This window comes from Cellulomonas shaoxiangyii (assembly GCF_004798685.1).
GTDB classification, from domain to species: domain Bacteria; phylum Actinomycetota; class Actinomycetes; order Actinomycetales; family Cellulomonadaceae; genus Cellulomonas; species Cellulomonas shaoxiangyii.
The window spans coordinates 3,233,701-3,257,087 of the sequence record NZ_CP039291.1; the positions used below are offsets into that span (position 1 = coordinate 3,233,701).

At 75.4% G+C, this 23,387-nt stretch carries 21 protein-coding genes and 1 tRNA gene; 9 read left to right on the forward strand and 13 right to left on the reverse strand.

Translation table 11 applies throughout. The features are described 5' to 3' along the window. Window positions 1–51 precede the first annotated feature (51 nt). From groL to E5225_RS14440, 4 genes are all read right to left on the reverse strand, one after another. Window positions 52–1,677 (reverse strand): chaperonin GroEL, encoded by a 1,626-nt coding sequence (groL, locus tag E5225_RS14425; RefSeq protein WP_135973367.1) that lies wholly within the window; start codon window positions 1,675–1,677, stop codon window positions 52–54. A 323-nt stretch (window positions 1,678–2,000) separates the two neighbouring features. Continuing rightward, complete coding sequence (locus E5225_RS14430; protein ID WP_135973366.1) at window positions 2,001–2,204, reverse strand: cold-shock protein; 204 nt, start codon at window positions 2,202–2,204, stop codon at window positions 2,001–2,003. A 119-nt stretch (window positions 2,205–2,323) separates the two neighbouring features. Then, window positions 2,324–2,926: a LytR C-terminal domain-containing protein gene (locus E5225_RS14435; RefSeq protein WP_135973365.1), complete on the reverse strand. Its 603-nt coding sequence runs from the start codon at window positions 2,924–2,926 to the stop codon at window positions 2,324–2,326. Between the two features lie 72 nt (window positions 2,927–2,998). Beyond that, window positions 2,999–3,313, reverse strand: a complete 315-nt coding sequence (locus E5225_RS14440) for a DUF3263 domain-containing protein (RefSeq protein WP_135973364.1) — start codon at window positions 3,311–3,313, stop codon at window positions 2,999–3,001. A 172-nt stretch (window positions 3,314–3,485) separates the two neighbouring features. Between E5225_RS14440 and E5225_RS14445 the strand changes: the two genes are divergently transcribed. Beyond that, window positions 3,486–4,163, forward strand: coding sequence for a uracil-DNA glycosylase (locus E5225_RS14445; RefSeq protein WP_243738203.1), 678 nt, complete (start codon window positions 3,486–3,488; stop codon window positions 4,161–4,163). A 70-nt stretch (window positions 4,164–4,233) separates the two neighbouring features. Continuing rightward, the gene (locus E5225_RS14450; protein WP_135973362.1) at window positions 4,234–5,061 is read left to right on the forward strand and encodes an SGNH/GDSL hydrolase family protein; all 828 of its coding nucleotides are present in this window, start codon (window positions 4,234–4,236) and stop codon (window positions 5,059–5,061) included. A 22-nt stretch (window positions 5,062–5,083) separates the two neighbouring features. Here the strand turns inward: E5225_RS14450 and E5225_RS14455 are convergent, their stop codons facing one another. Further along, window positions 5,084–6,244 (reverse strand): sensor histidine kinase, encoded by a 1,161-nt coding sequence (locus tag E5225_RS14455; RefSeq protein WP_135973361.1) that lies wholly within the window; start codon window positions 6,242–6,244, stop codon window positions 5,084–5,086. Window positions 6,245–6,319: 75 nt separating this feature from the next. On the opposite strand from E5225_RS14455, the gene E5225_RS14460 reads away from it, so the two are divergent. Further along, a complete protein-coding gene (locus E5225_RS14460) occupies window positions 6,320–6,991 on the forward strand; it encodes a response regulator transcription factor (protein ID WP_135973360.1) in 672 nt (223 codons plus the stop codon). 64 nt (window positions 6,992–7,055) lie between these two features. On the opposite strand, the gene E5225_RS14465 is transcribed toward E5225_RS14460, so the two are convergent. Beyond that, on the reverse strand, window positions 7,056–8,327 hold the full coding sequence (locus E5225_RS14465) for an MFS transporter (protein WP_135973359.1): 1,272 nt from the start codon (window positions 8,325–8,327) through the stop codon (window positions 7,056–7,058). Between the two features lie 121 nt (window positions 8,328–8,448). Between E5225_RS14465 and E5225_RS14470 the strand changes: the two genes are divergently transcribed. Continuing rightward, the gene (locus E5225_RS14470) at window positions 8,449–9,150 is read left to right on the forward strand and encodes a GntR family transcriptional regulator (protein ID WP_135973358.1); all 702 of its coding nucleotides are present in this window, start codon (window positions 8,449–8,451) and stop codon (window positions 9,148–9,150) included. Between the two features lie 48 nt (window positions 9,151–9,198). Here the strand turns inward: E5225_RS14470 and E5225_RS14475 are convergent. From E5225_RS14475 to E5225_RS17785, 4 genes are all read right to left on the reverse strand, one after another. Then, window positions 9,199–9,275: transfer RNA gene (locus E5225_RS14475), tRNA-Thr, on the reverse strand. A gap of 102 nt (window positions 9,276–9,377) precedes the next feature. After that, entirely contained in the window at window positions 9,378–10,289 is a 912-nt protein-coding gene (locus E5225_RS14480; RefSeq protein WP_135973357.1) for a DsbA family protein, read from the reverse strand. Window positions 10,290–10,359: 70 nt separating this feature from the next. Beyond that, window positions 10,360–10,863, reverse strand: a complete 504-nt coding sequence (locus E5225_RS14485; RefSeq protein WP_135973356.1) for a hypothetical protein — start codon at window positions 10,861–10,863, stop codon at window positions 10,360–10,362. A 100-nt stretch (window positions 10,864–10,963) separates the two neighbouring features. Further along, window positions 10,964–13,150 (reverse strand): serine/threonine-protein kinase, encoded by a 2,187-nt coding sequence (locus tag E5225_RS17785; RefSeq protein WP_208012529.1) that lies wholly within the window; start codon window positions 13,148–13,150, stop codon window positions 10,964–10,966. Window positions 13,151–13,268: 118 nt separating this feature from the next. On the opposite strand from E5225_RS17785, the gene E5225_RS14495 reads away from it, so the two are divergent. From E5225_RS14495 to E5225_RS14510, 4 genes are all read left to right on the forward strand, one after another. Then, entirely contained in the window at window positions 13,269–14,822 is a 1,554-nt protein-coding gene (locus tag E5225_RS14495; protein ID WP_135973355.1) for an alpha,alpha-trehalose-phosphate synthase (UDP-forming), read from the forward strand. Further along, window positions 14,815–15,651, forward strand: coding sequence for a trehalose-phosphatase (otsB, locus tag E5225_RS14500; protein WP_135973354.1), 837 nt, complete (start codon window positions 14,815–14,817; stop codon window positions 15,649–15,651). Before E5225_RS14495 ends, otsB begins: the two co-directional genes overlap by 8 nt. 271 nt (window positions 15,652–15,922) lie before the next feature. Beyond that, entirely contained in the window at window positions 15,923–17,050 is a 1,128-nt protein-coding gene (locus E5225_RS14505; protein ID WP_135973353.1) for an ABC transporter ATP-binding protein, read from the forward strand. Between the two features lie 85 nt (window positions 17,051–17,135). Next, window positions 17,136–18,437: a DUF4032 domain-containing protein gene (locus E5225_RS14510; protein ID WP_135973352.1), complete on the forward strand. Its 1,302-nt coding sequence runs from the start codon at window positions 17,136–17,138 to the stop codon at window positions 18,435–18,437. Between the two features lie 86 nt (window positions 18,438–18,523). Here E5225_RS14510 and rlmB read toward each other — a convergent pair whose 3' ends face one another. From rlmB to E5225_RS14525, 3 genes are all read right to left on the reverse strand, one after another. After that, on the reverse strand, window positions 18,524–19,516 hold the full coding sequence (gene rlmB / locus E5225_RS14515) for a 23S rRNA (guanosine(2251)-2'-O)-methyltransferase RlmB (RefSeq protein WP_135973351.1): 993 nt from the start codon (window positions 19,514–19,516) through the stop codon (window positions 18,524–18,526). Beyond that, window positions 19,516–20,958 carry a cysteine--tRNA ligase gene (gene cysS / locus E5225_RS14520; protein ID WP_135973350.1) on the reverse strand — a complete coding sequence of 481 codons (1,443 nt, stop codon included), beginning with the start codon at window positions 20,956–20,958 and terminating at the stop codon, window positions 19,516–19,518. The genes rlmB and cysS overlap by 1 nt, the downstream gene beginning before the upstream one ends. An 88-nt stretch (window positions 20,959–21,046) precedes the next feature. Continuing rightward, window positions 21,047–21,865, reverse strand: coding sequence for a TetR/AcrR family transcriptional regulator (locus E5225_RS14525; RefSeq protein WP_135973349.1), 819 nt, complete (start codon window positions 21,863–21,865; stop codon window positions 21,047–21,049). Between the two features lie 519 nt (window positions 21,866–22,384). Between E5225_RS14525 and E5225_RS14530 the strand changes: the two genes are divergently transcribed. Next, complete coding sequence (locus tag E5225_RS14530) at window positions 22,385–23,365, forward strand: alcohol dehydrogenase catalytic domain-containing protein (RefSeq protein ID WP_135973348.1); 981 nt, start codon at window positions 22,385–22,387, stop codon at window positions 23,363–23,365. Window positions 23,366–23,387 lie beyond the last annotated feature (22 nt).

The window sequence follows — 23,387 nt, forward strand, 5'->3', positions numbered from 1 at the left end:
GCGGGGTGACCGGCCCTCGGACCGTTCAGTCGGTGCTGGACCGGCTCAGGCTCAGAAGCCGCCGCCGAAGTCCTCGCCGCCACCGGCCGGGGCCGCACCGGACTTCTCCGGCTTGTCGGCCACGACGGCCTCCGTGGTGAGGAACAGGGCAGCGATCGACGCGGCGTTCTGCAGCGCGGAACGCGTCACCTTGACCGGGTCGTTGACGCCCGCGGCCAGCAGGTCCTCGTACACACCGGTCGCGGCGTTGAGGCCCTGACCGGCGGGGAGGTTGCGGACCTTCTCCGCCACGACGCCGCCCTCGAGCCCGGCGTTGATCGCGATCTGCTTGAGCGGGGCCTCGATCGCGACGCGCACGATGTTGGCACCGGTCGCCTCGTCACCCTCGAGCTCGAGCTTCTCGAACGCGAGCTTGCCGGCGTGGATCAGCGCAACGCCACCACCGGCGACGATGCCCTCCTCGACGGCCGCCTTCGCGTTGCGCACGGCGTCCTCGATGCGGTGCTTGCGCTCCTTGAGCTCGACCTCGGTCGCCGCGCCCGCCTTGATGACGGCCACGCCACCGGCGAGCTTCGCGAGGCGCTCCTGGAGCTTCTCGCGGTCGTAGTCCGAGTCCGAGTTCTCGATCTCGGCGCGGATCTGGTTCACGCGACCCTGGATCTGCTCGGCGTCGCCGCCGCCCTCGACCATCGTGGTCTCGTCCTTGGTGACGACGATCTTGCGCGCCGTGCCGAGGACCTCGAGGCCCACCGTGTCGAGCTTGAGACCGACGGTCTCCGAGACGACCTGGCCGCCCGTGAGGACCGCCATGTCCTGCAGCATCGCCTTGCGGCGGTCGCCGAAGCCGGGGGCCTTGACGGCGACCGACTTGAACGTGCCACGGATCTTGTTGACGACGAGCGTGGCCAGGGCCTCGCCCTCGACGTCCTCGGAGACGATGAACAGCGGCTTGCCGGCCTGGATGACCTTCTCCAGCAGCGGCAGCAGGTCCTTGACGTTCGAGATCTTCGACTCGACGAGCAGGACGTACGCGTCCTCGAGGACCGCCTCCTGGCGCTCCGGGTCCGTCACGAAGTACGCCGACAGGTAGCCCTTGTCGAAGCGCATGCCCTCCGTGAGCTCGAGCTCCAGGCCGAGGCCCGAGGACTCCTCGACGGTGATGACACCCTCCTTGCCCACCTTGTCGAGGGCCTCGGCGATGAGCTCGCCGATCTGGGTGTCCGCGGCGGAGATGGCGGCCGTGGCGGCGATCTCCTCCTTGGTCTCGATCTCCTTGGCCTGCGTCAGCAGCTCGGCCGTGACGGCCTGGACCGCCTTCTCGATGCCCTTCTTCAGGGCGATCGGGTTGGCGCCGGCCGCGACGTTGCGCAGACCCTCGCGCACGAGCGCCTGGGCGAGGACGGTGGCCGTCGTGGTGCCGTCACCGGCGACGTCGTCCGTCTTCTTGGCGACCTCCTTGACGAGCTCCGCACCGATGCGCTCGTACGGGTCCTCGAGGTCGATCTCCTTGGCGATGGAGACGCCGTCGTTGGTGATCGTCGGCGCGCCCCACTTCTTGTCGAGCACGACGTTGCGGCCCTTCGGGCCGAGTGTGACCTTGACGGTGTCGGCGAGGATGTTGAGCCCTCGCTCCATGCTCCGCCGGGCCTCCTCGTTGAAGGCGATGATCTTGGCCATGGGGCTGTGATCCTTCTTCCAGTTCGTGGGTCGGCCGGTCGGTGCCCGCGACGGACGGGTCGCGCGCGCGGTCACGTCCCGCATCGCGACGACCCTCACCTAGGCCGGTGTGCTGCTGTCACTCTCCACCGGAGAGTGCTAACCCAATGGTTAGCACTCGACCCCTGCGAGTGCAAGCAGCGGAGCCGGGACGTCGGCCGGGCGAGCACCCCGCCGGGCCCACTCGGAGCCGGCGGGAGCACGACGACGGCCCGGTCGCGGACGTCCGCGACCGGGCCGGTCGAGCGGGCCGGCGGAACAGGCGGGCCCGCGGTGCTGCGAGGTCAGACGGGGCGGACCTGCTCGGCCTGCGGCCCCTTGGTGCCCTGCCCCACCTCGAAGTCGACCGCCTGCCCCTCCTCGAGGGAGCGGTAGCCGTCGACCTGGATCGCGCTGTAGTGGACGAAGAGGTCCTGGCCGCCGCCCTCGGGCGTGATGAAGCCGAACCCCTTCTCCGCGTTGAACCACTTGACCGTGCCCTGCGCCATGCCCGCTCCTCGCCGTCCGGGTGCCGGGACGCTCCGCCGTCGCCCCGGTGCGTGGAGCGTAGCGGCGGCCGCGTGGGCGGGAACAGGGGGTTCGTCCGTCCGCCGGGAGGGGCGCGCGGTCAGGCCGCCGGGTCGGTGACCAGCACGACGACGATGCCGACGAGGGCGCGGTCCGGGTCGACCTCGACCGCCGGGACGCCCGTGGTCGAGGCGACGAGGTCGGCCGTGGTGCGCAGGTCCTCCGACGCGACGTAGACGGTCGACACGTCGGGCAGGTCCTCCGTCGCGTTGTCGGGGGCCACGTCCGTGAAGCCCGCGGCGAGCAGGTCGTCGGCGACCCGGCCCGCGAGGCCCGCGACGCGTGCGCCGTTGAGCACCTCGACGGGCGTCGTGAGCACGGGCTCCGCGACGGGGGCCTCCGGCTCGGGGGCGGTCTCGGTCGGCCCCTCGCCCTCGGGTGCGGGTTCCCCCGCGGCCGGGTCCTCGGGCGCCTGGGTCTCCTCCGCCGCGGGCGCTGTGCCGCCGCCGACGACGGGCAGGTCACCCGTCCGGGAGAGGTAGGCCACGGCGCCGTACGCGAGCACCGGCACGACCAGCAGCACGACCAGGAACGGCCACCAGCGGCTCCACGCGGAGCGGGGCGCACGGTGCACGCCACGTGGCCCGTCGGGCGTCGCGGCGTCGAACTCGTCGTCCGGGTAGGGGTAGTCGGCCTTGCTCACGGCGGAAAGGCTAACGGGTCGACCCGCGCGGCTCGGGGACGCCCGGGCACGTCCGTGCGGCGGGGTCCGACGTCAGGCGTCGGCGCCGAGGCGGCGCGCCGTGCGCGCGCGCTGGCGCGAGGTCCGCATGCGCCGCAGGCGCTTGACCAGCATCGGGTCGAACGCGAGGGCCGCCGGGTCGTCGATCAGCGCGTTGAGCACCTGGTAGTACCGGGTGGCCGACATGTCGAACAGCTCGCGGACGGCCTGCTCCTTCGCGCCCGCGTACTTCCACCACTGACGCTCGAAGGCGAGGACCGCCTGGTCGCGCTCGGAGAGCGTCGTCGCGGCGCCGACGGGCCGGGACTCCTCGAGCGTGGCGGTCGCGCTGCTCGCCGCGGCGTCCATGGTGCCTCCGGTGCGTCGGTCGTCCGCACGCGCCGGGTCAGGCCCGGCACCGTGCGCCGCCCTCGCGGACGGCTCCGCCATGCTACGTGCGAATGACAGGGGTGTCATTCCTCCGTCGGTGTCGCACGGGCGACGGCGCGGGCGCCCTCGGGCGGCGGTAGCGTGCGGCGCCGTGACCCCCGCACCCCTGGACCAGCTCGTCGCCGCCGACTGGGCCCGGGCCCTCGCCCCGGCCCAGGACGCGCTGCGCTCCGCCGGCGACTTCCTGCGCGCCGAGGTCGCGGCCGGGCGCGCGTACCTGCCCGCCGGCGACGCCGTGCTGCACGCGTTCCGGCGTCCGCTGGCCGACGTGCGCGTGCTCGTCGTCGGCCAGGACCCGTACCCGACGCCGGGGCACCCCATGGGTCTGTCGTTCTCGGTGCAGCCCGACGTGCGGCCGGTACCGCGCTCGCTCGCGAACATCTTCACCGAGCTGGTGGCGGACGTCGGCGTCCCGGCGCCGTCGTCGGGGGACCTCACGCCGTGGTCGGACCAGGGCGTGATGCTGCTGAACCGCGTCCTGACGGTGCGGCCCGGTGCGCCGGCGTCGCACCGCGGCAAGGGCTGGGAGCAGCTCACGGACCGGGCCATCGCGGCGCTCGTGGAGCGGGGCGGGCCGCTCGTCGCCGTGCTGTGGGGCCGCGACGCGCAGCAGCTGCGGCCCGCGCTGGGCGACGTGCCCGTCGTCGCGAGCCCGCACCCGAGCCCGCTGTCGGCGAGCCGCGGCTTCTTCGGGTCCCGTCCGTTCTCCCGCGTGAACGAGCTGCTCGTGGCGCAGGGGGCCGAGCCGGTCGACTGGACGCTGCCCTGACGACGCTGCCCTGGGACGACGGTCCGGCCGGGAGCCGGTCGTGTCCCCCGGACGGGGCATAGTGGGACACGTGCACGCCGACGACCACGCCCATCCGACCCCCGCCGCGAGCGCACCCCGCTGGGCCCGCTACGTCGCCTGCGGCGACTCCTTCACCGAGGGCCTGTGGGACGCGCCCGACGGCCGGCAGGCCCCGCAGCGCGGGTGGGCCGACCAGCTCGCGTCGCACCTGTCGCGACGCCGCGTCGCGGCCGGCCTGGCCCCGCTCGAGTACGCGAACCTCGCCGTCCGCGGCCGGCTGATGGGGCCGATCCTGCGCGAGCAGGTGCCCGCGGCCCTCGAGCTGCAGCCCGACCTCGTCAGCATCATCGGCGGCGGCAACGACATCCTGCGCCCGGCCGTCGACGTCGACCGGCTGGCCGCCGAGCTCGAGGCCGTCGTCGCGCGGGTGCGCGCGACGGGTGCGGACGTGCTGCTCGGCACCGGGTTCGACACCCGCCAGAGCCCGCTCGTCAAGGCCACGCGCGCCCGCGTCGGCGTCTACAACGCGGACATCTGGTCGATCGCGCGCCGGCACGGCGCCTACGTGCTCGACGCATGGGGCATGCGCAGCCTCCTCGACTGGCGGATGTGGTCGGAGGACCGCATCCACATGACCACCGACGGGCACGCCCGGGTCGCGCAGGCCGCGCTCGTCGGCCTCGGCCAGCCGCCCGAGCGCGCCGACTGGGACGACCCGCTCGCGCCCGCGCCGCCGGTCCCCCGACTCGACCGCGCGCGCGCCGACGCGCGCTGGTTCCGGGAGCACGCGTACCCCTGGGCGACCCGTCGGCTGCGCGGCCACTCGTCGGGCGACCTGCGGATGCCGAAGCGGCCCGTGCCCCTGCCCGTCGAGTGACGCGGTGCGGGACCGGCCCGCGTCAGGGCGTGCCGACGCCCAGCGGCAGGTGCGCCTCGACCCGCACCCCGACGTCCGCCCCCGGCCCCACCCGCAGCCGCCCGCCGGCCACCGCGAGCCGCTGGGCGAGGCGTGACGTCCCCGACACCGGGTCGACGGCGCGGGGCGCGTACGGGGCGCCGTCGTTCGCCACGACGATGTGCAGCACCGCGCCCTCGACGTCGAGCCGCACGTCGACGCGGGACGCGGGACCGTGCTTCAGCGCGTTCGTCACGGCCTCCTCGACGACGCGCAGGGCCAGCAGCCGCTCGGGGACCGTGACGTCGCTGCGCGTCGGGTCGTCCAGCGCGCGCATCGCCTCGCTCGCGTGCAGGCTCGTCGCGATCGTCGCGGGCAGCCGCCCGAGCAGCGCGCGGACCGCCGGCACGAGCCCGAGCTCGAGCCGGTCGGGGTAGAGCAGCCGGCTCATCTGGCGCACGTCGTCGTCGCGGATCTGCGCGAGCTCGCGACGCACCCACGCGAGCTCGTCGGCGAGGCCGGCGTCGCTCGTGCGCCGGCGGGCCTCGACCTCGGCGAGGTGGGCGTCGACGAGCACGAGCCGCTGCTGGAGCGTGCCGTGCAGGCCCTCGGCCACCTGACGCCGGATGCGGATCTCCTCGTCCTCGAGCGCCCGCACGGCGTGCTCGACGGCCACGGCGTCGCGCTCGGCCGCGCGCGTCCGCCGGCGCGCGGAGCGTCGGCCGAGCATGACCCACACCCCGATCCCCGCCGAGACGGCGCCCGCGACGACAGCCGCGAGGAGCTCGGCGCGCAACGCGGCCACGTCGTCGGCCGGGTACACGCCGACCATGACCTGCACCAGGGTCCGCACCACCGCCATGAGCGTCGCGGCGGCCAGCGTGCCCGCCGCGACCGCCCAGCCGGAGCGCGCCCGGTGCACGCGGACGGCGGCCAGCGCCGCGACGAGCACGACGACCCCGACCACGTTGGCGGTCAGGCGCTGCCACAGGGCGACGTCGTCCCAGCCGGGCACCACCCGCGTGTAGATGTACGCCGCCTGGAAGGAGGCGCCGACGCCGTAGCCGGCCGCGACGAGCGCGGACGCGCGCAGGAGCACGGTGCGGTCGGCCTCGTCGTCGCGCCGGCGCACAGAGAGCGGCACCGAGTCGTGCGTCCCCGCCATCCACGGCTCCTCGTCCCCCGGTCGGGCGCACCGGTCCCGCGCGCCGGATGCCCGGGGCGACGATACTGGCCGGTAATGAGCTCACCTGCCGACCACCCGCTGCGCGTCGCGATCGTCGAGGACCAACCACTCTTCCGCTCCATGCTCGAACGCACGGTGGCGGTCGACCCGGACCTTCGGGTCGTGGCGTCGTGCGCCACCGTGTCCGACGCCCGCCGCGTGCTGCGGCCCGGCACGGCCGACGTGGTCGTGCTCGACATCGACCTCCCCGACGGCAACGGCATCGCGCTCGGCGTGCTCCTGCGCCGCGAGCAGCCCGACCTGGGGATCCTGCTGCTGTCCGCGCACGACGCGATGGACCTGCTCCTGGACCTGCCCCGGGACGTCGGCCACGGCTGGGGCTACCTGTCCAAGACGAGCATGACGGACGAGGCGACGCTGCTGGCTGCCGTGCGCGCCGCCGCCGCGGGGCGCACGGTCCTCGACCCGGCGCTGCTCGGCCGGATGACCCCGCGGCACGGGTCGGCGGTCGCGCAGCTCACCCAGCGGCAGTACGAGGTGCTGCGGCTGCTCGCGCAGGGCCTGTCGAACTCCGGCATCGCGGAGCAGCTCGGGATCACGGAGAAGTCCGTGCAGAACCACGTGTACGCGGTCTACGGGACGCTCGGCATCGACGCGGACCCCGCGCGCAACCCCCGCGTGAGCGCGGCGCTGCGGCTGCTGGAGGAGACCGGCCCGGCGGTCTGAGGCCGGCCCGGCGCTCTCAGACCGGCCCGGCGCTCCGACGACCGGCGGCTCCCCGGTCCGGCCGTCAGCCCACGGCGGTCTCGGGCTCCACGGGCCGCCCGTCGGGACGCAGGCCGGCGGCGACGCGCGTGCGCCGCGACGCGTGCACCGACCACCGCGGCACCGTCCGCGCGAGCGCCCCCGCGGCGACGGCCGCCAGCCCGCCCGTCGCCAGGACCCCGGCGCCCAGGCTGCCGACGGCGGCGCCCGCGGACACCACCAGCGGACCGGCGGCGTTGCCGGAGTCCTGCAGGAGGCGCCACGCACCGAGGAACGCCGCCCGCCGCTCGGGCGGCGCGACGTCCGACCCCAGCGTCATGAGCAGCCCGGAGCTGATGCCGTTGCCGGCGCCCAGCAGCATCGCGACGGCCGCGAGCCCGGCGACCGTGCCCGTGGTGGGCAGCAGGAGCAGCGCGACCGCCATCACGAGCATCGACGGCACGGCGACGGCGAGCCGCCCGCGCCGGTCCATGATGCGGCCCGCCGGGTAGAAGAGGAGGACGTCGAGCGCGCCGGCGACGCCGTACACGAGGCTCGTCGTCGCGGGCGCCAGCCCCAGGTGCTCGCCCCACAGCGGCACGACGGTCTGCCGGGCGCCACGCACCGCGCCGACGAGGAGCACGGCCGTGCCGAGCGTCGCGAGCACGTGCCGGTGGTCGCGCACGACCGTCGCGACGGAGACCCGGGGCCGGTTCCGTGCGCCGGGCGCCTCGACGTCGGGCACCGCGAGCAGGACGACGACGGCGAGGACCGTGGTCGCGACCGCCAGCCAGAACGCGGCGGGCGTCGCGGTCAGGTGCATGACGCCCGCCCCGAGGAACGGCCCGAGGAACACGCCCATGCGGCCGACGCCGCCGAGCGTGGACAGCGCCCGCGCGCGGTACACGACCGGCGTGATGGCGGTGACGTACGCCTGGCGCGCGAGCATGAACACGGCGTTCGTCGCGCCGACGCACAGCGCCCCGACGGCGAGCAGCGCGACCCGGTCCGCGAGCGCGCAGCCGGCGAACGCGACCACCGCGACACCGGAGGCCATGAGCATGGCGGCGCGGTCGCCGACGCGGCTCGCGAGCGCGCCGGCCGGGATGTCGGCGAGCAGCTGCCCGACGCCGAGGAGCGCGGCGAGCACACCGGCGGTGGCGAGGTCGGCGCCGAGCTCGACGGCCCGCACGGCGACGACCGGCACGACCGCGCCCATCCCGAGCTCGAACACGAGGGCCGGCAGGTACACGCCGAGCACGGCGGCGCGCGACAGGAACCCGCCACGGGCGGTGGGAGCGGACGCGTCGTGACTCATCGCCCCCAGTCTCCCTGGCCCGGAGCACCGGCTCGCGCACGCGTCCGCGGTCCGGCGGCGGGTGCGCTCCCCGGATCATCGAGACCGCACTCCCGAACGGCGGCCGAGTACGCTCCTGCACGTGCGAGACACGCCGAGGGTCGGAGCGGCGGCGCCGGGCAGGCCGACGCTCAGCCGGGAGACCTTGTCGAGCCAGATCCGCGACCACCTGCTCGTCGAGATCGCCGAGGGCCGGATCGCCGTGGGGGCCCGCCTGCGTGAGCTGAAGGTGGCCCAGGAGCTGGGCACCAGCCAGACCCCCGTGCGCGAGGCGTTCCGGGAGCTGGCGGCCCTCGGCCTGCTCGAGACCCAGAGCCACACCGGCACGCGCGTGCGCGAGGTCGGGGAGCGCGACCTGCGCGACGCCGTCCCCGTCCGCGCCGCCCTCGAGGGCCTCGCGGGTCGCCTGGCCGCACCCCGTCTACGCGGCGCCGGCGAGGCCCTCGCCGAGGCGCTCACCCTCATGGAGGAGGCCGCCGAGCGCGGCGACCGCCTCGCCCTCGCGAGCGGCAGCACGCACTTCCACCGCGCCGTCGTGCGCGGGGCGGGCAACGACTCGCTGCTGCGTGCGTGGAACGCCCTCGGCATCGAGGTCATGACGATCGTCTCGCTGCTGTCGTCCACGATGCCGCTGGCCGACGTCGCCGCGCACCACCGGCCGATCTACGACGCGCTGGTGGCGGGCGACGGCGAGCGGGCGGAGTCCGTCCTGGCGGACCACGTCGCGCAGTACCTGCCGTCGCTGCACGCGACCCCGGCCGACCGGACGCACGGCGGCGCGTGACACGCACCCCGCGCGGCGGGTGACGGCCGGGCGGCGGGCCCGGACGAGTGGAGCCCCCTGTCGGATTCGAACCGACGACCTGCTGTTTACAAGACAGCTGCTCTGGCCAGCTGAGCTAAGGAGGCGACGGCGCCAGCGTAGCGGCCGGCGCCCGGACGCCGCGGGCGCCCGTCCCCGGTCAGGGACGGGCGCCCGCGGTCGGCCTGCGCGGGTCAGCCCTGCGCGGGTCAGCCCTGCGCGGCGGCCGCGAGCACGGCCTCGGTCAGCGGGCCGGGCGTGTACAGGTCGCCCTCCCACTTCTCGCCGTCGATGAGCACCGACGGCGTGCTGACGCCGCCGAGGTCGGTGTTCGCCTGCTCCGTGGCGGCGAGTACCCACGGGGCGAAGGTGCGCCACGTGCCGTCCCGCTCCTCGGTGCCGTCGTCCGCCGCGACCTCGTAGGTGCCGTCGACCGTCGCGGTGAACTGCTCGGTCACGTCGGCGGGCACCCCGACCTCGGTCGCGAGCTCCGCGATCTCGGCGTCGCTCAGGCCGGACGAGCCCTCCTCCGGCTGGTTCTCGTAGAGCGCCGTCATGAAGGCGGTCATGTGCTCGGGGTCCTGGTCCGCGACGACCGCGACCGCGTTGGCCGCGCGCGTCGAGTAGAAGGTGCCCTGCGACGTGCCGTCGAGGAACGCGATCGGCTTGTACTCGATCGTGATGCCCTCCTGCGCGGCGAGCTGCTCGAGCTCGGCACCGTTCGCGGCGTCGAACTGGCCGCAGTAGGGGCACATGAAGTCGAAGTACACGGTCACCGTCGTGCCGTCCTCGGCCGCCTCGCCGACGCCGGCGGCGCTGACGGGGATGCCGCCGCCCTCCGCGACGGACGGGGCCTCGACCTCGTCGACGGCCGGGACGACGAGGCCCTCGGCCCCGGCGCCGTACTGGACCGTGCCGTAGGCCTCGGCGCGCTCGGCGCCCTGGCGGACGATGACGATCACGACGGCCGCGAGGACCGCGATGGCCGCGATGAGACCGCCGATGGCGAGCAGGCGGTTGCGCTTGGCCTTGCGCTCCTGCTCCTGGCGCATGGCGATGGCCTTGGCGCGGGCCTCGTCGCGCCGGACGGCCTTGGTGGGGCGGGGGTCGTTCGTGGGCATGGGTGCTCCTGGTGCTCCGGGTGCCGGCGTTCACCGGCGGGACGTGCGGGCACGGGACCGGCCGAGCCGGTCAGCAGGCCGCGGGCGGCCCCCGGTGCGGGCGGACGAGCACGAGGCCGCGGTCGTGGCGCACCAGCACGGGCAGCACGGGCGCGGTGAGGGGGGTGCGCGGCACGGCCGGCAGCGCACGGGCGACGACCCGGCGGACGGCGGCGGCGCCCAGCAGGGCGACCACGCCGGTACGGGCGCGGCGGACCAGCGCCCCCAGCCCGAGACCGGCGGCCGCCAGGACGAGGTGCAGGACGACGACCGGCACGGCGACGCTCAGGAGCAGCACCGCACCCTGCGACGTGGCCCCGAGCGCGTACGCGCCCTGCGGGCAGTGGTCGGCCGACGCCAGCACGTCCATCCGCAGGCCGAGGGACGCCAGCGCGCCGTCGGCGGCGACGCACCGGTGCACCATCACGCGCCCCTGGGCGGCAGCGACGAGCGGCGTCGCCGCGACCAGCACGCCGGCGAGCGTCAGCGCGCGGGCGCGCGCGTGCCGCAGCACCGGGGCCGGACGGGTACGCACGGGCCCAGGGTAGGCGCTGGGCCCCGGCCTGCCGAGGGGCCCGTGGTCCCGGTCCGGCCCGGCGGCCGCACGTGAACCGCTTCGTGCCGGGCGCGGGCGGTCAGGGCAGGGGCATCCGCGGCACGGGCAGCGGGGCCCACTCGATCGGCGAGCCCGCGAGCACCTGGTGCGCGAGGGCGGCGGCCGCGACCAGGGCGAGGGCCACGACGACGAGCGCGCCGACCCACCCGGGCGCCACCCCCGCGAGGACCCGCCGGGCCCCCGTGCGCGTCATGGCCGACAACGGCCCGAACCACAGCACGAGCACCGCGAGCAGCACGGCGGACCCGACGGCCACCGACGCGGCGAGCCCGCTCGGCGGCTCCCCCGGCACGGCGTCGCCGAGCACCCACCGCCCGGAGCCGACCAGCCACCACGCCACGCCGACCGCGATGACGACGACGCTCGCGCTCACCAGCACGGACGGGAGCAGGCCGACCAGCGCGCGCACGAGGTACCAGGGCGAGGACGCGACCGCGAGCGGCACGTCGGACCGGCGCACGCCGGCGCGCTCGCGCCGCCCGTGCATCGACTCGACCGTCGAGCCCACCGCCCGGACGACCACCACGAGCACCAGCACGACCGCGAGCGTGATGCCGGGCGCGTGGGCGCCGGCCACGCCGACGAGCAGCGCGAGCGCGAGCAGCGTCCCCCACCGGCGCCGCGCGCGGGGCCGGACGTACCCGGAGCCCTCGGTGGACGGTCCCTCCGAGCGCTCGAGGTCGTCCTCGATCCAGTCGACGCCGTCGGGGTCGTCGGGGTCGTCGTCGGGGAAGCCGTCGTCGTGGAAGCCGTCGTCGGGGAAGCCGTCGTCGTGGGCCGCGTGGCCTGCCGGGTCCTCCCACGCGCGCGCGTCGACCAGCGTCGCGTCGGGGTCGCGGTCCGGGTGGTCGCGGCCGGCGCCGAGCGGCACCGCGACCGTGTACCCGTCGTTCGCCGGGGGCTCGGGCGGGCCGACGGCGGTCGTGCCGGCACGGGCCGCGGCGCCCGCGAGCGCGACCGTCGGCGCGGTGCCGGCGCCCGCCGACCGGTGCGCGGCGCCGTCCTCGTCCGCGTGGTCGGCGGCGTCGTCGAGGTCGTCGTCGGGGTCGTCGTCGTCCGCGCTGTCGTCGGAGGCGTCGTCGTCGGACGCGCCGGCGGGTGCGTCGTCCCGGGTCGCGTCGACGTCGGCCGCGACGACCGTCGTCGGCATCTCGTCGCGCCCGACCAGCGTCGTCGCCACGTCGTCCTCCGCGAGCGCGGCATCGTCGTCGTCGAGCTCGTCATCAAGCTGGTCATCGAGCTCGTCGTCGGGCTCGTCATCGAGCTCGTCCCCCGGCTCGCCCTCCTCCGGCACCGCGACGTCGGTGTCCTCGTCGTCCGCGTCGGCGTCGGCACCCGCCGCCCCCGTGACCGCGGCCAGTACCACGGCCGCGTCCGCACCGGGCGGCAGCTCGCCCTCGGCGGCGACGACGCGCAGCGCCGCGACGACGTCCTCGGGCGTCGTCCGCTCCGCCGGGTCCGGGCGCAGCGCCCCCGCGATCGCCGCCGCGGTCAGCGGCCCGACCCCCGCGAGGTCGGCGTCGCCCGAGCGGGCGAGCGCGAGCACGGCCTCGACGGGCCGCGAGCCGAACGGGTCGCGCCCCGTGGCGGCGAACGCGAGCAGGGCCGCCCAGCCCCACAGGTCGGTGGCGACGCTCGGCTCCGCGCCGTCGAGCAGCTCGGGCGCGAGGTAGCCCGGCGTTCCGAGCACGAACCCGGCGGTGGTGAGCGTCGCGTCGTCGTCGACGCCCTGCGCCAGGCCGAAGTCGATGAGCACCGGGCCGTCGTCGGTGAGCAGCACGTTGGACGGCTTGAGGTCGCGGTGCACGACGCCGGCCGCGTGCACCGCGGCGAGCGCCGAGCGCAGCCCCTCCGCGAGCGCGAGCAGGTCCTCGGGGGCGAGGGGGCCGCGCTCGCGCACGTGCTCGGTGAGCGTGTCGCCGGGGACGAGCTCGGTGACGATGAACGCCTCGGTCGAGTCGGCCTCCGCGTCGAGCACGGCGGCGACCGCAGGGTGGCGCAGGCGCTGCAGCGCGGCGACCTCGCGCATCAGCCGGGTCCGCACGACCGCGTCGGCACCGACGTGCGGGTGCAGCAGCTTGAGCGCCACCGCGGTGCCGCCGCCGTCGACGGCGCGGTACACGGTCCCCATGCCGCCCGACCCGAGCGGCGCGACGATCGTGTACCCGCCGATCTCCGATCCCGGCGTCAGGCCGATCCGCTCCATGCCCGGCACGCTAGCGGGCGCGTCGCCGCGCGTGGGGGAGGCCACACCCGCGCCGCACCCCGGGCGGGCGGCGGGGCGGACGACTAGGGTCGGCACCGATCCCGAGGAGTTGATCCGCGTGCCCTTCGACGTGCCCGCCGACGGCCACGACCTGGTCGTCGTCGCGAACCGCCTTCCGGTCGACGTGAGCCTGGACGAGTCCGGCGAGCCGACCTGGAGCCGGTCCCCCGGCGGCCTGGTGACCGCCCTCGCCCCCGTGATGGCCAACGCCGAGGGAGCCTGGGTCGGCTGGGGCGGGTCTCCCGGTCTCGAGCTCGACCCGTTCGTGGACGAGGGCATGCGCCTGGTCCCGGTCATGCTGACCGAGCAGGACATGGAGCGGTACTACGAGGGCTTCGCGAACGACACGCTGTGGCCGCTGTACCACGACGTCATCGCGCCGCCGCAGTTCCACCGGCAGTGGTGGGACGCCTACCGCAAGGTGAACCGCCGGTTCGCGGAGGCCGCCGCCGGCCAGGCCGCGCGCGGCGGCACCGTGTGGGTGCACGACTACCAGCTGCAGCTCGTCCCCGCGTTCCTGCGGGAGCTGCGCCCGGACCTGCGCATCGGCTACTTCCACCACATCCCCTTCCCGCCGCTGGAGATCTTCGCCCAGCTGCCGTGGCGCAAGCAGGTCGTCGAGGGCCTGCTCGGCGCGGACCTGATCGGCTTCCAGCGCGCGGGCGACGCGGCGAACTTCGTCCGCGTGGTGCGCCGCCTGACCGACCTGACGGCGCGCGGGCAGGTCGTGACGGTCGGCGAGGGGACCCCGCAGCAGCGCCACGTGCGCGCGGCGGCGTTCCCCATCTCGATCGACTCGCACGCGTTCGACCAGCTCGCCCGCACGCCGGAGGTCCAGACCCGCGCCAAGGAGATCCGGACCGAGCTCGGCGACCCCGAGGTGCTGCTGCTGGGCGTGGACCGCCTGGACTACACCAAGGGCATCCGGCACCGCATCAAGGCGTACGGCGAGCTGCTCGAGGACGGGCGCCTGTCGCCGACCGAGACGACGCTCGTGCAGGTCGCCAGCCCGAGCCGGGAGAACGTCGGCGCCTACCAGCAGCTGCGCGACGACGTCGAGCTGCTGGTCGGGCGCATCAACGGCGACTACGGGCAGGTCGGCCACGCGCCCGTGCAGTACCTGCACCAGTCGTTCCCCATGGAGGAGATGGCCGCCCTCTACCTCGCGGCCGACGTCATGCTCGTCACCGCGCTGCGCGACGGCATGAACCTGGTCGCGAAGGAGTACGTGGCGGCCCGCTCGGACGACCGCGGTGCGCTCGTGCTGAGCGAGTTCACCGGCGCCGCGGACGAGCTCGTCGGGTCGGTGCTGGTCAACCCGCACGACATCGACGGCATGAAGGACGCCATCACGTACGCCGTGCACATGGACCCGCGCGAGTCCCGCAAGCGCATGCGGCGTCTGCGCCGGCGCGTCCTCGGCCACGACGTGGCGGCGTGGTCGCACGAGTTCCTCTCCGCGCTCACGTCCGTACCGGTCCGCGACACGACCGGCGACGCGCCGGGCGACGACGCCACCGCCGGGGTACTGCGGTACCAGGACGCACCGCAGTACGAGGACGCGCAGCGCCACGGCGACCCCTACGACGCCGACCGGGGCCGTGATGACTGAGCCGACGCCCACCACCGGGGGCCCGGCCGGGCCCCCGGACGCCGCGCCGCAGGACGCGCACGCGCTCGCGCAGCGCCTGGAGGAGGTCCTCGCCGACGCGGGCCGACGCCCCGTGCTGCTCGCCCTCGACTTCGACGGCACCCTCTCCCCGCTCGTGGACGACCCCGCGAGCTCCGCGATCCTGCCGGCGGGCGTCGAGGTCCTCGCCGCGCTCGGCGGCCGCGACGGCATCGCGCTGGCGCTCGTCTCCGGCCGCGCGATGGCCGACCTGCACGCGCTGGCCGCGGTGCCGCCGGGCACCTACCTCGTCGGCAGCCACGGCGCCGAGCGGGCGCGCGTGACGACGTTCGGGCTCGAGCGCGACGTCGTCGAGCTGACGTCGGCGCAGGCCGACCGGCTGGCGTCGCTGGGCGCGCGCGCGGCCGCGGTCGCCCGCGGACGCGACGGCGTCTGGGTCGAGACGAAGCCGACCGCCGTCGTGGTGCACACGCGGCTCGCCGAGCGCGACGTCGCCGGGCCCGCGGAGCAGGAGGCGCTCGCGCTCGGGGCCGAGCTGGGCGCCGGGACGCTGCACGGCAAGGACGTCGTCGAGCTCACGGTGCTGCCGGCCGACAAGGGCAGCGCGCTGGCCGCGCTGCGTCGCGAGCTGGGTGCGCCGGTCGTCCTCTACGCGGGCGACGACGTGACCGACGAGCACGCGTTCGCGGCTCTCGGCCCCGACGACCTGACGGTCAAGGTCGGTGCCGGCGCGACCGCCGCGCGCTACCGCGTCGACGGGCCGCAGGACGTGGTCGCCGCGCTCGCCGTGGTGGAGCGCGCGACGCGCTGACCTGGGCACCGGGTGGCCGTCCGCCGTCCGGGTGTGCCCCCGGACCACGTCCGGGGGCGTCCGCCCGCGTGCCGCGGCGCCCCACGCCGGCGGCCGCCCGACACGTGAGGTGTGCCATACTGACGACCCGGCCGAGGACGTTCGACAGGACGCCCCCGGCCCGTGTCAGCGGAGACACAGCGCTCGGCAGGGTGCCTCCACCGACCCTGCGTTGACACTCTTCACGACGGATCGTCCGGCACGTACCTGCCGGTGAAGGGAAAGACCGCTCATGGCTACGGTCACTTTCGACAACGCGACCCGGATCTATCCGGGCACCGAGCGTCCCGCGGTGGACGCGCTCAACCTCCACATCGAGGACGGCGAGTTCCTCGTCCTCGTCGGCCCCTCGGGCTGTGGCAAGTCCACCTCGCTGCGCATGCTCGCCGGCCTGGAGGACGTCAACGCCGGCCGCATCCTCATCGGCGACCGCGACGTCACGGACGTCCAGCCGAAGGACCGCGACATCGCGATGGTCTTCCAGAACTACGCGCTGTACCCGCACATGTCGGTCGCCGACAACATGGGCTTCGCGCTCAAGATCGCGGGCACGCCGAAGGCGGAGATCCGCACCCGCGTCGAGGAGGCCGCCAAGATCCTCGACCTCACGCAGTACCTCGACCGCAAGCCGAAGGCGCTCTCCGGTGGCCAGCGCCAGCGCGTCGCCATGGGCCGTGCCATCGTCCGCCAGCCGCAGGTCTTCCTCATGGACGAGCCGCTGTCGAACCTCGACGCCAAGCTCCGCGTGCAGACGCGTACGCAGATCGCGTCGCTGCAGCGCCGCCTCGGCGTCACGACGGTCTACGTCACGCACGACCAGACCGAGGCCCTGACGATGGGTGACCGCATCGCGGTCCTCAAGGACGGCATCCTCCAGCAGGTCGGCACGCCGCGTGACATGTACGACACGCCCGCGAACGTCTTCGTCGCCGGCTTCATCGGCTCGCCCGCCATGAACATCGGGACGTTCCCGGTGCTCGACGGCGCCGCGTCGGTCGGCCAGTCGCGGCTGCTGCTCCCCCGCGACGTCATCGGCCGCCTGGCGGACGACGACAAGGGCCACATCACGGTCGGCTTCCGGCCCGAGGCGCTCGACGTCGTGCCCTCCGGCACGCCCGACTCGTTCCCGGTCGAGGTCAACATCGTCGAGGAGCTCGGCTCCGACGCGTACGTCTACGGCTCGCTGACCAACGAGTTCGGCCAGGCCAGCCAGGTCCACTCCGGCGCCGGCGACGCGCAGATCATCGTGCGCGTCGACCCCCGCCAGGTGCCCGCCAAGGGCGACGCGATCAACGTCCGCATCCGCCCGAACGAGCAGCACCTGTTCCACGCGGGCTCGGGCGAGCGCATGGCCGTCTGACGCACCACGCACCACCGACGAGGCGGGTCCGGTCACGACCGGGCCCGCTTCGTCGTGTCCGGCCCGGACCTGAGAGGATCGACCCATGAGCGGCACGGCGCAGCGTCTGCAGATCACGGCGGCGAACCCGGACCCGGCGCTCCTCGACCTCCCCTGGCACATCCCGCTGGAGGACTGGCCGGCCGAGAACCTCGCCGCCCTCCCCCGCGGCATCTCCCGGCACGTCGTGCGGTTCGCGCGGCTGTCCGGGCGGGTCATCGCGATCAAGGAGATCGGCGAGAGCGTCGCGTACCGCGAGTACGAGCTGCTGCGCCAGCTGCGCAAGATCGACGTGCCCAGCGTCGAGCCGGTCGGCGTCATCACGGGCCGCCGCGCCCCCGACGGCGAACCGCTCGAGGCGGTGCTCATCACCCAGCACCTGTCGTTCTCGCTGCCGTACCGCGCCCTGTTCAGCCAGTCGCTGCGGCCCGACACCGCCACGCGCCTGATCGACGCGCTCGCGGTCCTCATGGTCCGCCTGCACCTCGCCGGGTTCTACTGGGGCGACGTGTCGCTGTCGAACACGCTGTTCCGGCGCGACGCGGAGACGTTCGCCGCGTACCTCGTCGACGCCGAGACGGGCGACCTGCACGACCGGCTCTCGGTCGGGCAGCGCAGCTACGACCTCGAGGTGGCGCGGGTCAACATCATCGGTGAGCTCATGGACCTGCAGGCCGGCGAGTTCCTCGACGAGCACGAGGACGCCATCGCGATCGGTGACGCGCTCGCCGAGCGGTACCAGGAGCTGTGGCAGGCGCTCACCGAGGTCGAGTCGTTCGGGTACGGCGAGCGGTGGCGCGTGCAGGCGCGCATCGACCGGCTCAACAACCTCGGCTTCGACGTCGGCGAGCTCGACATCACGACCGACCTGGAGGGCACCTCGGTGCGCATCCAGCCCAAGGTCGTCGACGCCGGCCACCACTCCCGCCGGCTCATGCGCCTCACCGGGCTCGACGTGCAGGAGAACCAGGCGCGCCGGCTGCTCAACGACCTCGACGAGTTCCGCGCCGCGACCGACCGGCAGGCGGAGGACGAGTCGTTCGTCGCGCACGACTGGCTCACGGAGGTCTTCGAGCCGGCCGTGCGCCGCGTGCCGCGCGAGCTGCGCACGAAGCTCGAGCCCGCGCAGGTCTACCACGAGCTGCTGGACCACCGGTGGTACCTGTCGCAGCAGCACCACCGGGACGTGCCGATGACCGAGGTCGTGAAGAGCTACGTGAACAACATCCTGCCGACCCGGCCCGACGAGCAGGCCGTCCTCGGCACGCGCGCGGAGGACCTGCGTGACGGTGACGCGGCCTCCGGGTCGCGCGCCGGGGACTACGACCCGGATCAGCTGATCGGCTGACCGCCGACGTCACGACGACGGCGCCGTCCCCCCGGGTCTCTCGGAGGAGCGGCGCCGTGGTCGTGCGGGCACGGGACCCGGGCGTGTCAGGCGGTCCGCTGGCGCGCGACCTCGTACAGCGCGATGCCCGCGGCCACGCCGGCGTTGAGCGACTCGACGGCGGACGCGATAGGGATGGACGCGATCGCGTCGCACTGCTCGCGCACGAGGCGCGACAGGCCCTTGCCCTCCGACCCGACGACCAGCACCAGCGGGTCGTTCGCGTACGGCAGCTCGGCGAGCGGCACGTCCCCGCCCGCGTCCAGGCCGACGACGAACACGCCGGCCTGCCGGTACGCCTGCAGGGCACGGGTGAGGTTCGTGGCCCGGGCGACGGGCACGCGCGCCGCCGCGCCGGCGGAGACCTTCCACGCGGCCGCCGTGACCCCGGCCGAGCGCCGCTCCGGCACCAGCACGCCGTGCGCGCCGAAGGCCCCCGCGGAGCGCAGCACGGCGCCGAGGTTGCGGGGGTCGGTGACGCCGTCGAGCGCGACCACCAGGGGCGGCACCCCGGCGACCTCGGCCGCGTCGAGCAGGTCGTCCGGCTCGGCGTACTCGTACGGCGGCACCTGCAGCGCCACGCCCTGGTGCACCGCGTCGTCGGTGAGCCGGTCGAGCTCGGCGCGGCCGACCTCCAGCAGCGGGTAGCGCGCGTCGGCCGCGATCGCGACGATCTCGCGCGTGCGGTCGTCGGCCTCCAGCCGCGTGGCGATGTAGACGGTCGTGACCGGGATGCCCGCACGCAGCGCCTCGAGCACCGAGTTGCGGCCCGCGACCATCTCGTGGGTCGAGCTCGTGCGTCCGCCGCGTGCGCCCCCGGCACTGCGCGACGCGCCGGCGGTGGGCCGCCCGGACGACGTCGTGCCCTTCGTGGCCGCCACCTTGCGCTTGTGCGCGACGTGGTAGGGCCGGTCCTCGGCCTTCGGCGTCGGGCCCCTGCCCTCGAGTGAGCGGCGCCCGTGACCGCCGGTGCCGACGGTCGCGCCCTTCTTGGATCCCGCCTTACGGGTCGCGCCGCGGCGCGAGGAGTTTCCGGCCATCAGTCCTCCGTGGTGTCGGTGGGGGCGGCGAGCGTCCAGCGCGCCCCCGTCGGCGAGTCCTCGACGACGACGCCCGCGGCCGTGAGGCGCTCGCGGATCGCGTCGGCGGTGGCCCAGTCGCGTGCGGCCCTGGCGGCCGCACGCGCGTCGATCTCGGCGGCGACCAGCGACGCGAGCGCGCGCTCGGCGCGGCCGTCCCCGCCCGCGGCAGCCGTCCACTGCGGCGACGCCGGGTCGAGGCCCAGCACGTCGAGCATGCCCCGCAGCGTGACCATCGCGGCACGTGCCGTCGCGTCGTCGCCCGCCGCGAGCGCGCTGTTGCCCGCACGCAGCGTCTCGTGCACCACCGCGAGCGCGGCGGGCACGTTGAGGTCGTCGTCCATCGCGGCGGCGAAGCCGGTGGGCAGCGTCGCGGCCGCCACCTCGTCCGGCCCGGCGGCGCCGACGCGCTCCACCGCGCGCTGGACGAACCCGGCGAGGCGGTCCCACGTCGCCTCGGCCTCGCGCAGCGTGTCGTCGGTCCACTCCAGCATCGAGCGGTACTGCACGGCCGTCATCGCGTAGCGCAGCACGACCGGGCGGACCTTCTCCAGCACCGTCGTGACGAGCAGCCCGTTGCCGAGCGACTTGCTCATCTTGGCGCCGCTCTGCGTGACCCAGCCGTTGTGCAGCCAGTAGCGCGCGAACCCGTACCCGGCGGCGTGCGACTGCGCCTGCTCGTTCTCGTGGTGCGGGAAGCGCAGGTCGAGCCCGCCGCCGTGGATGTCGAACGTCTCGCCGAGGTAGCGGTGCGCCATCGCCGAGCACTCCAGGTGCCACCCGGGCCGGCCGCGGCCGTACGGCGTGTCCCACGAGGCGGTGGGCGGCTCCCCCGGCCTCGGTGCCTTCCACAGCGCGAAGTCGTGGGCGTCGCGCTTGCCGCCGCGGGTCGTGTCGTCGGGCGAGTCGACCATGTCGTCGATGCGCTGGTTCGTCAGGGCGCCGTAGGACGGCCACGAGCGGACGTCGAAGTACACGTCCCCGGGTCCGGCGACGTACGCGTGCCCGCGCTCGACGAGGCGCTCCATAAGCTCGAGCATCGCGGGCACGTGGCCGGTCGCCCGGGGCTCGTAGCTCGGCGGCAGGACGCCCAGCGCGTCGTAGGCGGCGGTGAACGCGCGCTCGTTCGCCATCGCCCACGCCCACCACGGCTCACCCGCGTCGGCCGCCTTGGCGAGGATCTTGTCGTCGATGTCGGTGACGTTGCGGACCAGGGTCACGCGCGTGCCCCCGCGGCGCAGCCAGCGGACCAGCACGTCGAACGCGACACCGGAGCGCAGGTGCCCGATGTGGGGCGGCGCCTGCACCGTGGCACCGCACAGGTAGAGGCCGACCTCGCCCTCGACGAGAGGGACGAAGTCGCGCACCGACTGGGTGCCGCTGTCGAACAGCCGCAGGCTCACCCGACCAGGCTACCGGCGCGGACGCCGCCCGCCGGTCCTGCGCGGCGCCGGCGGCCCGCCCCCTGAGGGCCGCCGGCACCGGCGCGCCTCACGCCAGGGCGGTGAGGTTCGGGGTGGGGGACGCCTCGAGCCGGCGTGCGGGGCTGTCGTCGACGAGCTCGTCCCGCACAGCGGAGTCGGCCAGCACCGCGGAGTCGGCCAGCACCGCGGAGTCGGTCAGCACCGCGCCCTTGAGCGCAGGGCCGGGGAGGGCCGGACCGTCGACGTCCGCGGCACCGCCCGACGTCTCGTCCGCCAGGACCTCGAGCCGCGGCGCCGGCAGCGCGAGGCGGGCGAGGTGCTCGGCGAACATCCGCAGCCCGGTGTAGCCGGCCTCCTCGTCGCCGTCGACGAGCCACGCCAGCGAGTAGCCGTCGATCGCGGCGATGATCGAGCGCGCCACCATGGTGCGCGGCACGCGCCACGTCACGCCGGCCACCCGCTCGACCTCCTCGAGGAAGTGCTCGGCGGCCGCCCAGCTGTTGACGTACTGGTCGACGCCGACCTGCCGGAGCTCGGGGTGCCGCAGCGACGTCGTGGTGAGCTCGTACGTCAGCAGCTGCGGCCCCCGCGTGTTGCGGATGTTGGCCCACAGCCCGTCGAGCACGCCCACGATCAGGTCGAGCACGGGTGCGTAGTCCGGCATCTCGGCCATGGCACGCGCGCTGTTGCGTTCGGTGATGGCATGGGCCATCGCGCGCAGCAGCTCGTCCTTGTCCCGGAAGCAGTAGTGGACGACACCGAGGGACACCCCGGCCTCGGCGGCGACGGCGCGCACAGTCGTGCCGTCGACCCCGTCCCGGGTGGCGACGGCGAGCGCCGCCTCGATGAGCTGCTCACGACGCTCGGCGACCGGCAGTCGGTTCATGACTTCCTCCTCGCGGTGGCGTGCGCGACCCCCCCGGCCCGCTCTACGCCCCGGTCATCATCTCATCGATCCGCGTGACGATAGTCAAGGATTTCACGCACTTGTCCTGGACGGACGCTCAGGTGCCCGCGCCGACCATCCCACGTCCGGCGGCGACACAGCCCGCCCATGGGGCTGCCCGACACGCCCCACCTCCCGGCGCAGGAGGGCACCGCAGCGCTGCGACGTGCACGGACGCACCGAGCGCCGACACGGCTCGGTCGTCGCCGGCACCCCGGGGTGGCCGCACGCGGCGCACGCGCGGGTCCGGGCGCACGGCCGGGTCACGCCGCGCGGAAGATGGCCGCGACACGCCGATTCACCCGCGGACCGGGCGAACCGGACGCCGGCGCCCGTGCCGACGCTGTGACTGCGCCGCGCCCGTACGCGCCCGGACGGGTGACGCGGAATCGACGTTCGCCCCATCGGGTGACGGCCCTCGGCTTGGTGGGTGACCCCGGGCAGGACAGGCTTTCGCCCGTGACGTACACGGGACGTGCCGTCGTGGCGGGCTCGCTCGGCGGGCCCGAGGTCCTGCGCGTGGTCCAGCGGGAGTCCGCGGAGCCGGGTCCGGGGCAGGTGCTCGTCGCCGTCGAGGCGGCCGGCGTGAACCCGTGGGACTGGAAGAGCTACGCGCCGGGCTCCGGCGGCACGCCCCCCGTCGACCTCGGCATCGAGGTGGCGGGCGTCGTGCGCGCCGTCGGCGCGGGCGTGCGCTGGTTCTCCCCCGGCGACGAGGTCGCCGCGTGGCCCGTGCGCGGCGGCTACGCCGACCTCGTGACGGTGCCGCAGCAGGTGCTGGTGCGCCGCCCGCCCTCGCTGCCGGCGCCCGCCGCCGCGGGGCTGCTGGCGGCGGGCGCGGCGGCGCTGCACGCCGTCGTCGCCACCGAGGTGGACGCCGACGAGGTCGTCGTGGTGCACGGCGGGTCCGGCGGCGTCGGGCGGATGGCCGTCCAGCTCGCCGTCCTGCGCGGCGCGCACGTCGTCGCCACGGCGTCCCCGGGGTGGCACGCCTGCCTGAGCCGCCTCGGCGCCGTCCCGGTCACGCACGGCCCCGGGCTGCTCGACCGCCTCCGGGAGGCGGCGGCCGGGCTCGGCGACGTCGTCGCGGCCGTCGACACCGTGGGGACGCCCGAAGCCCTCGAGACGTCGCTCGCCCTCGTCGCGGACCGCCGTCGCGTCGCCACGCTCGTGGCCCTCGACCGTGCCGCCGAGCTCGGCATCCGCGGCCTCGGGCACGGGCCGGGCGCCGACCCCGGCACGGACGTCCGGGACGCCGCCCGCGGCCAGCTCACGGCCCTCGCCGCCGACGGGTCGCTCGACGTGCTCGTCACCGGGACGTACGCCCTCGAGGACGCCGCCCAGGCGCACCACCGCTCCCGCGCCGGGCACGCGGGCGGCAAGCTCGTCCTCGTCACGGACGCCGCCCGCGCCACGGGCGCGCACGCGCCGGTGCACTGACGCCCCGCCGGCGCCGGCGGCG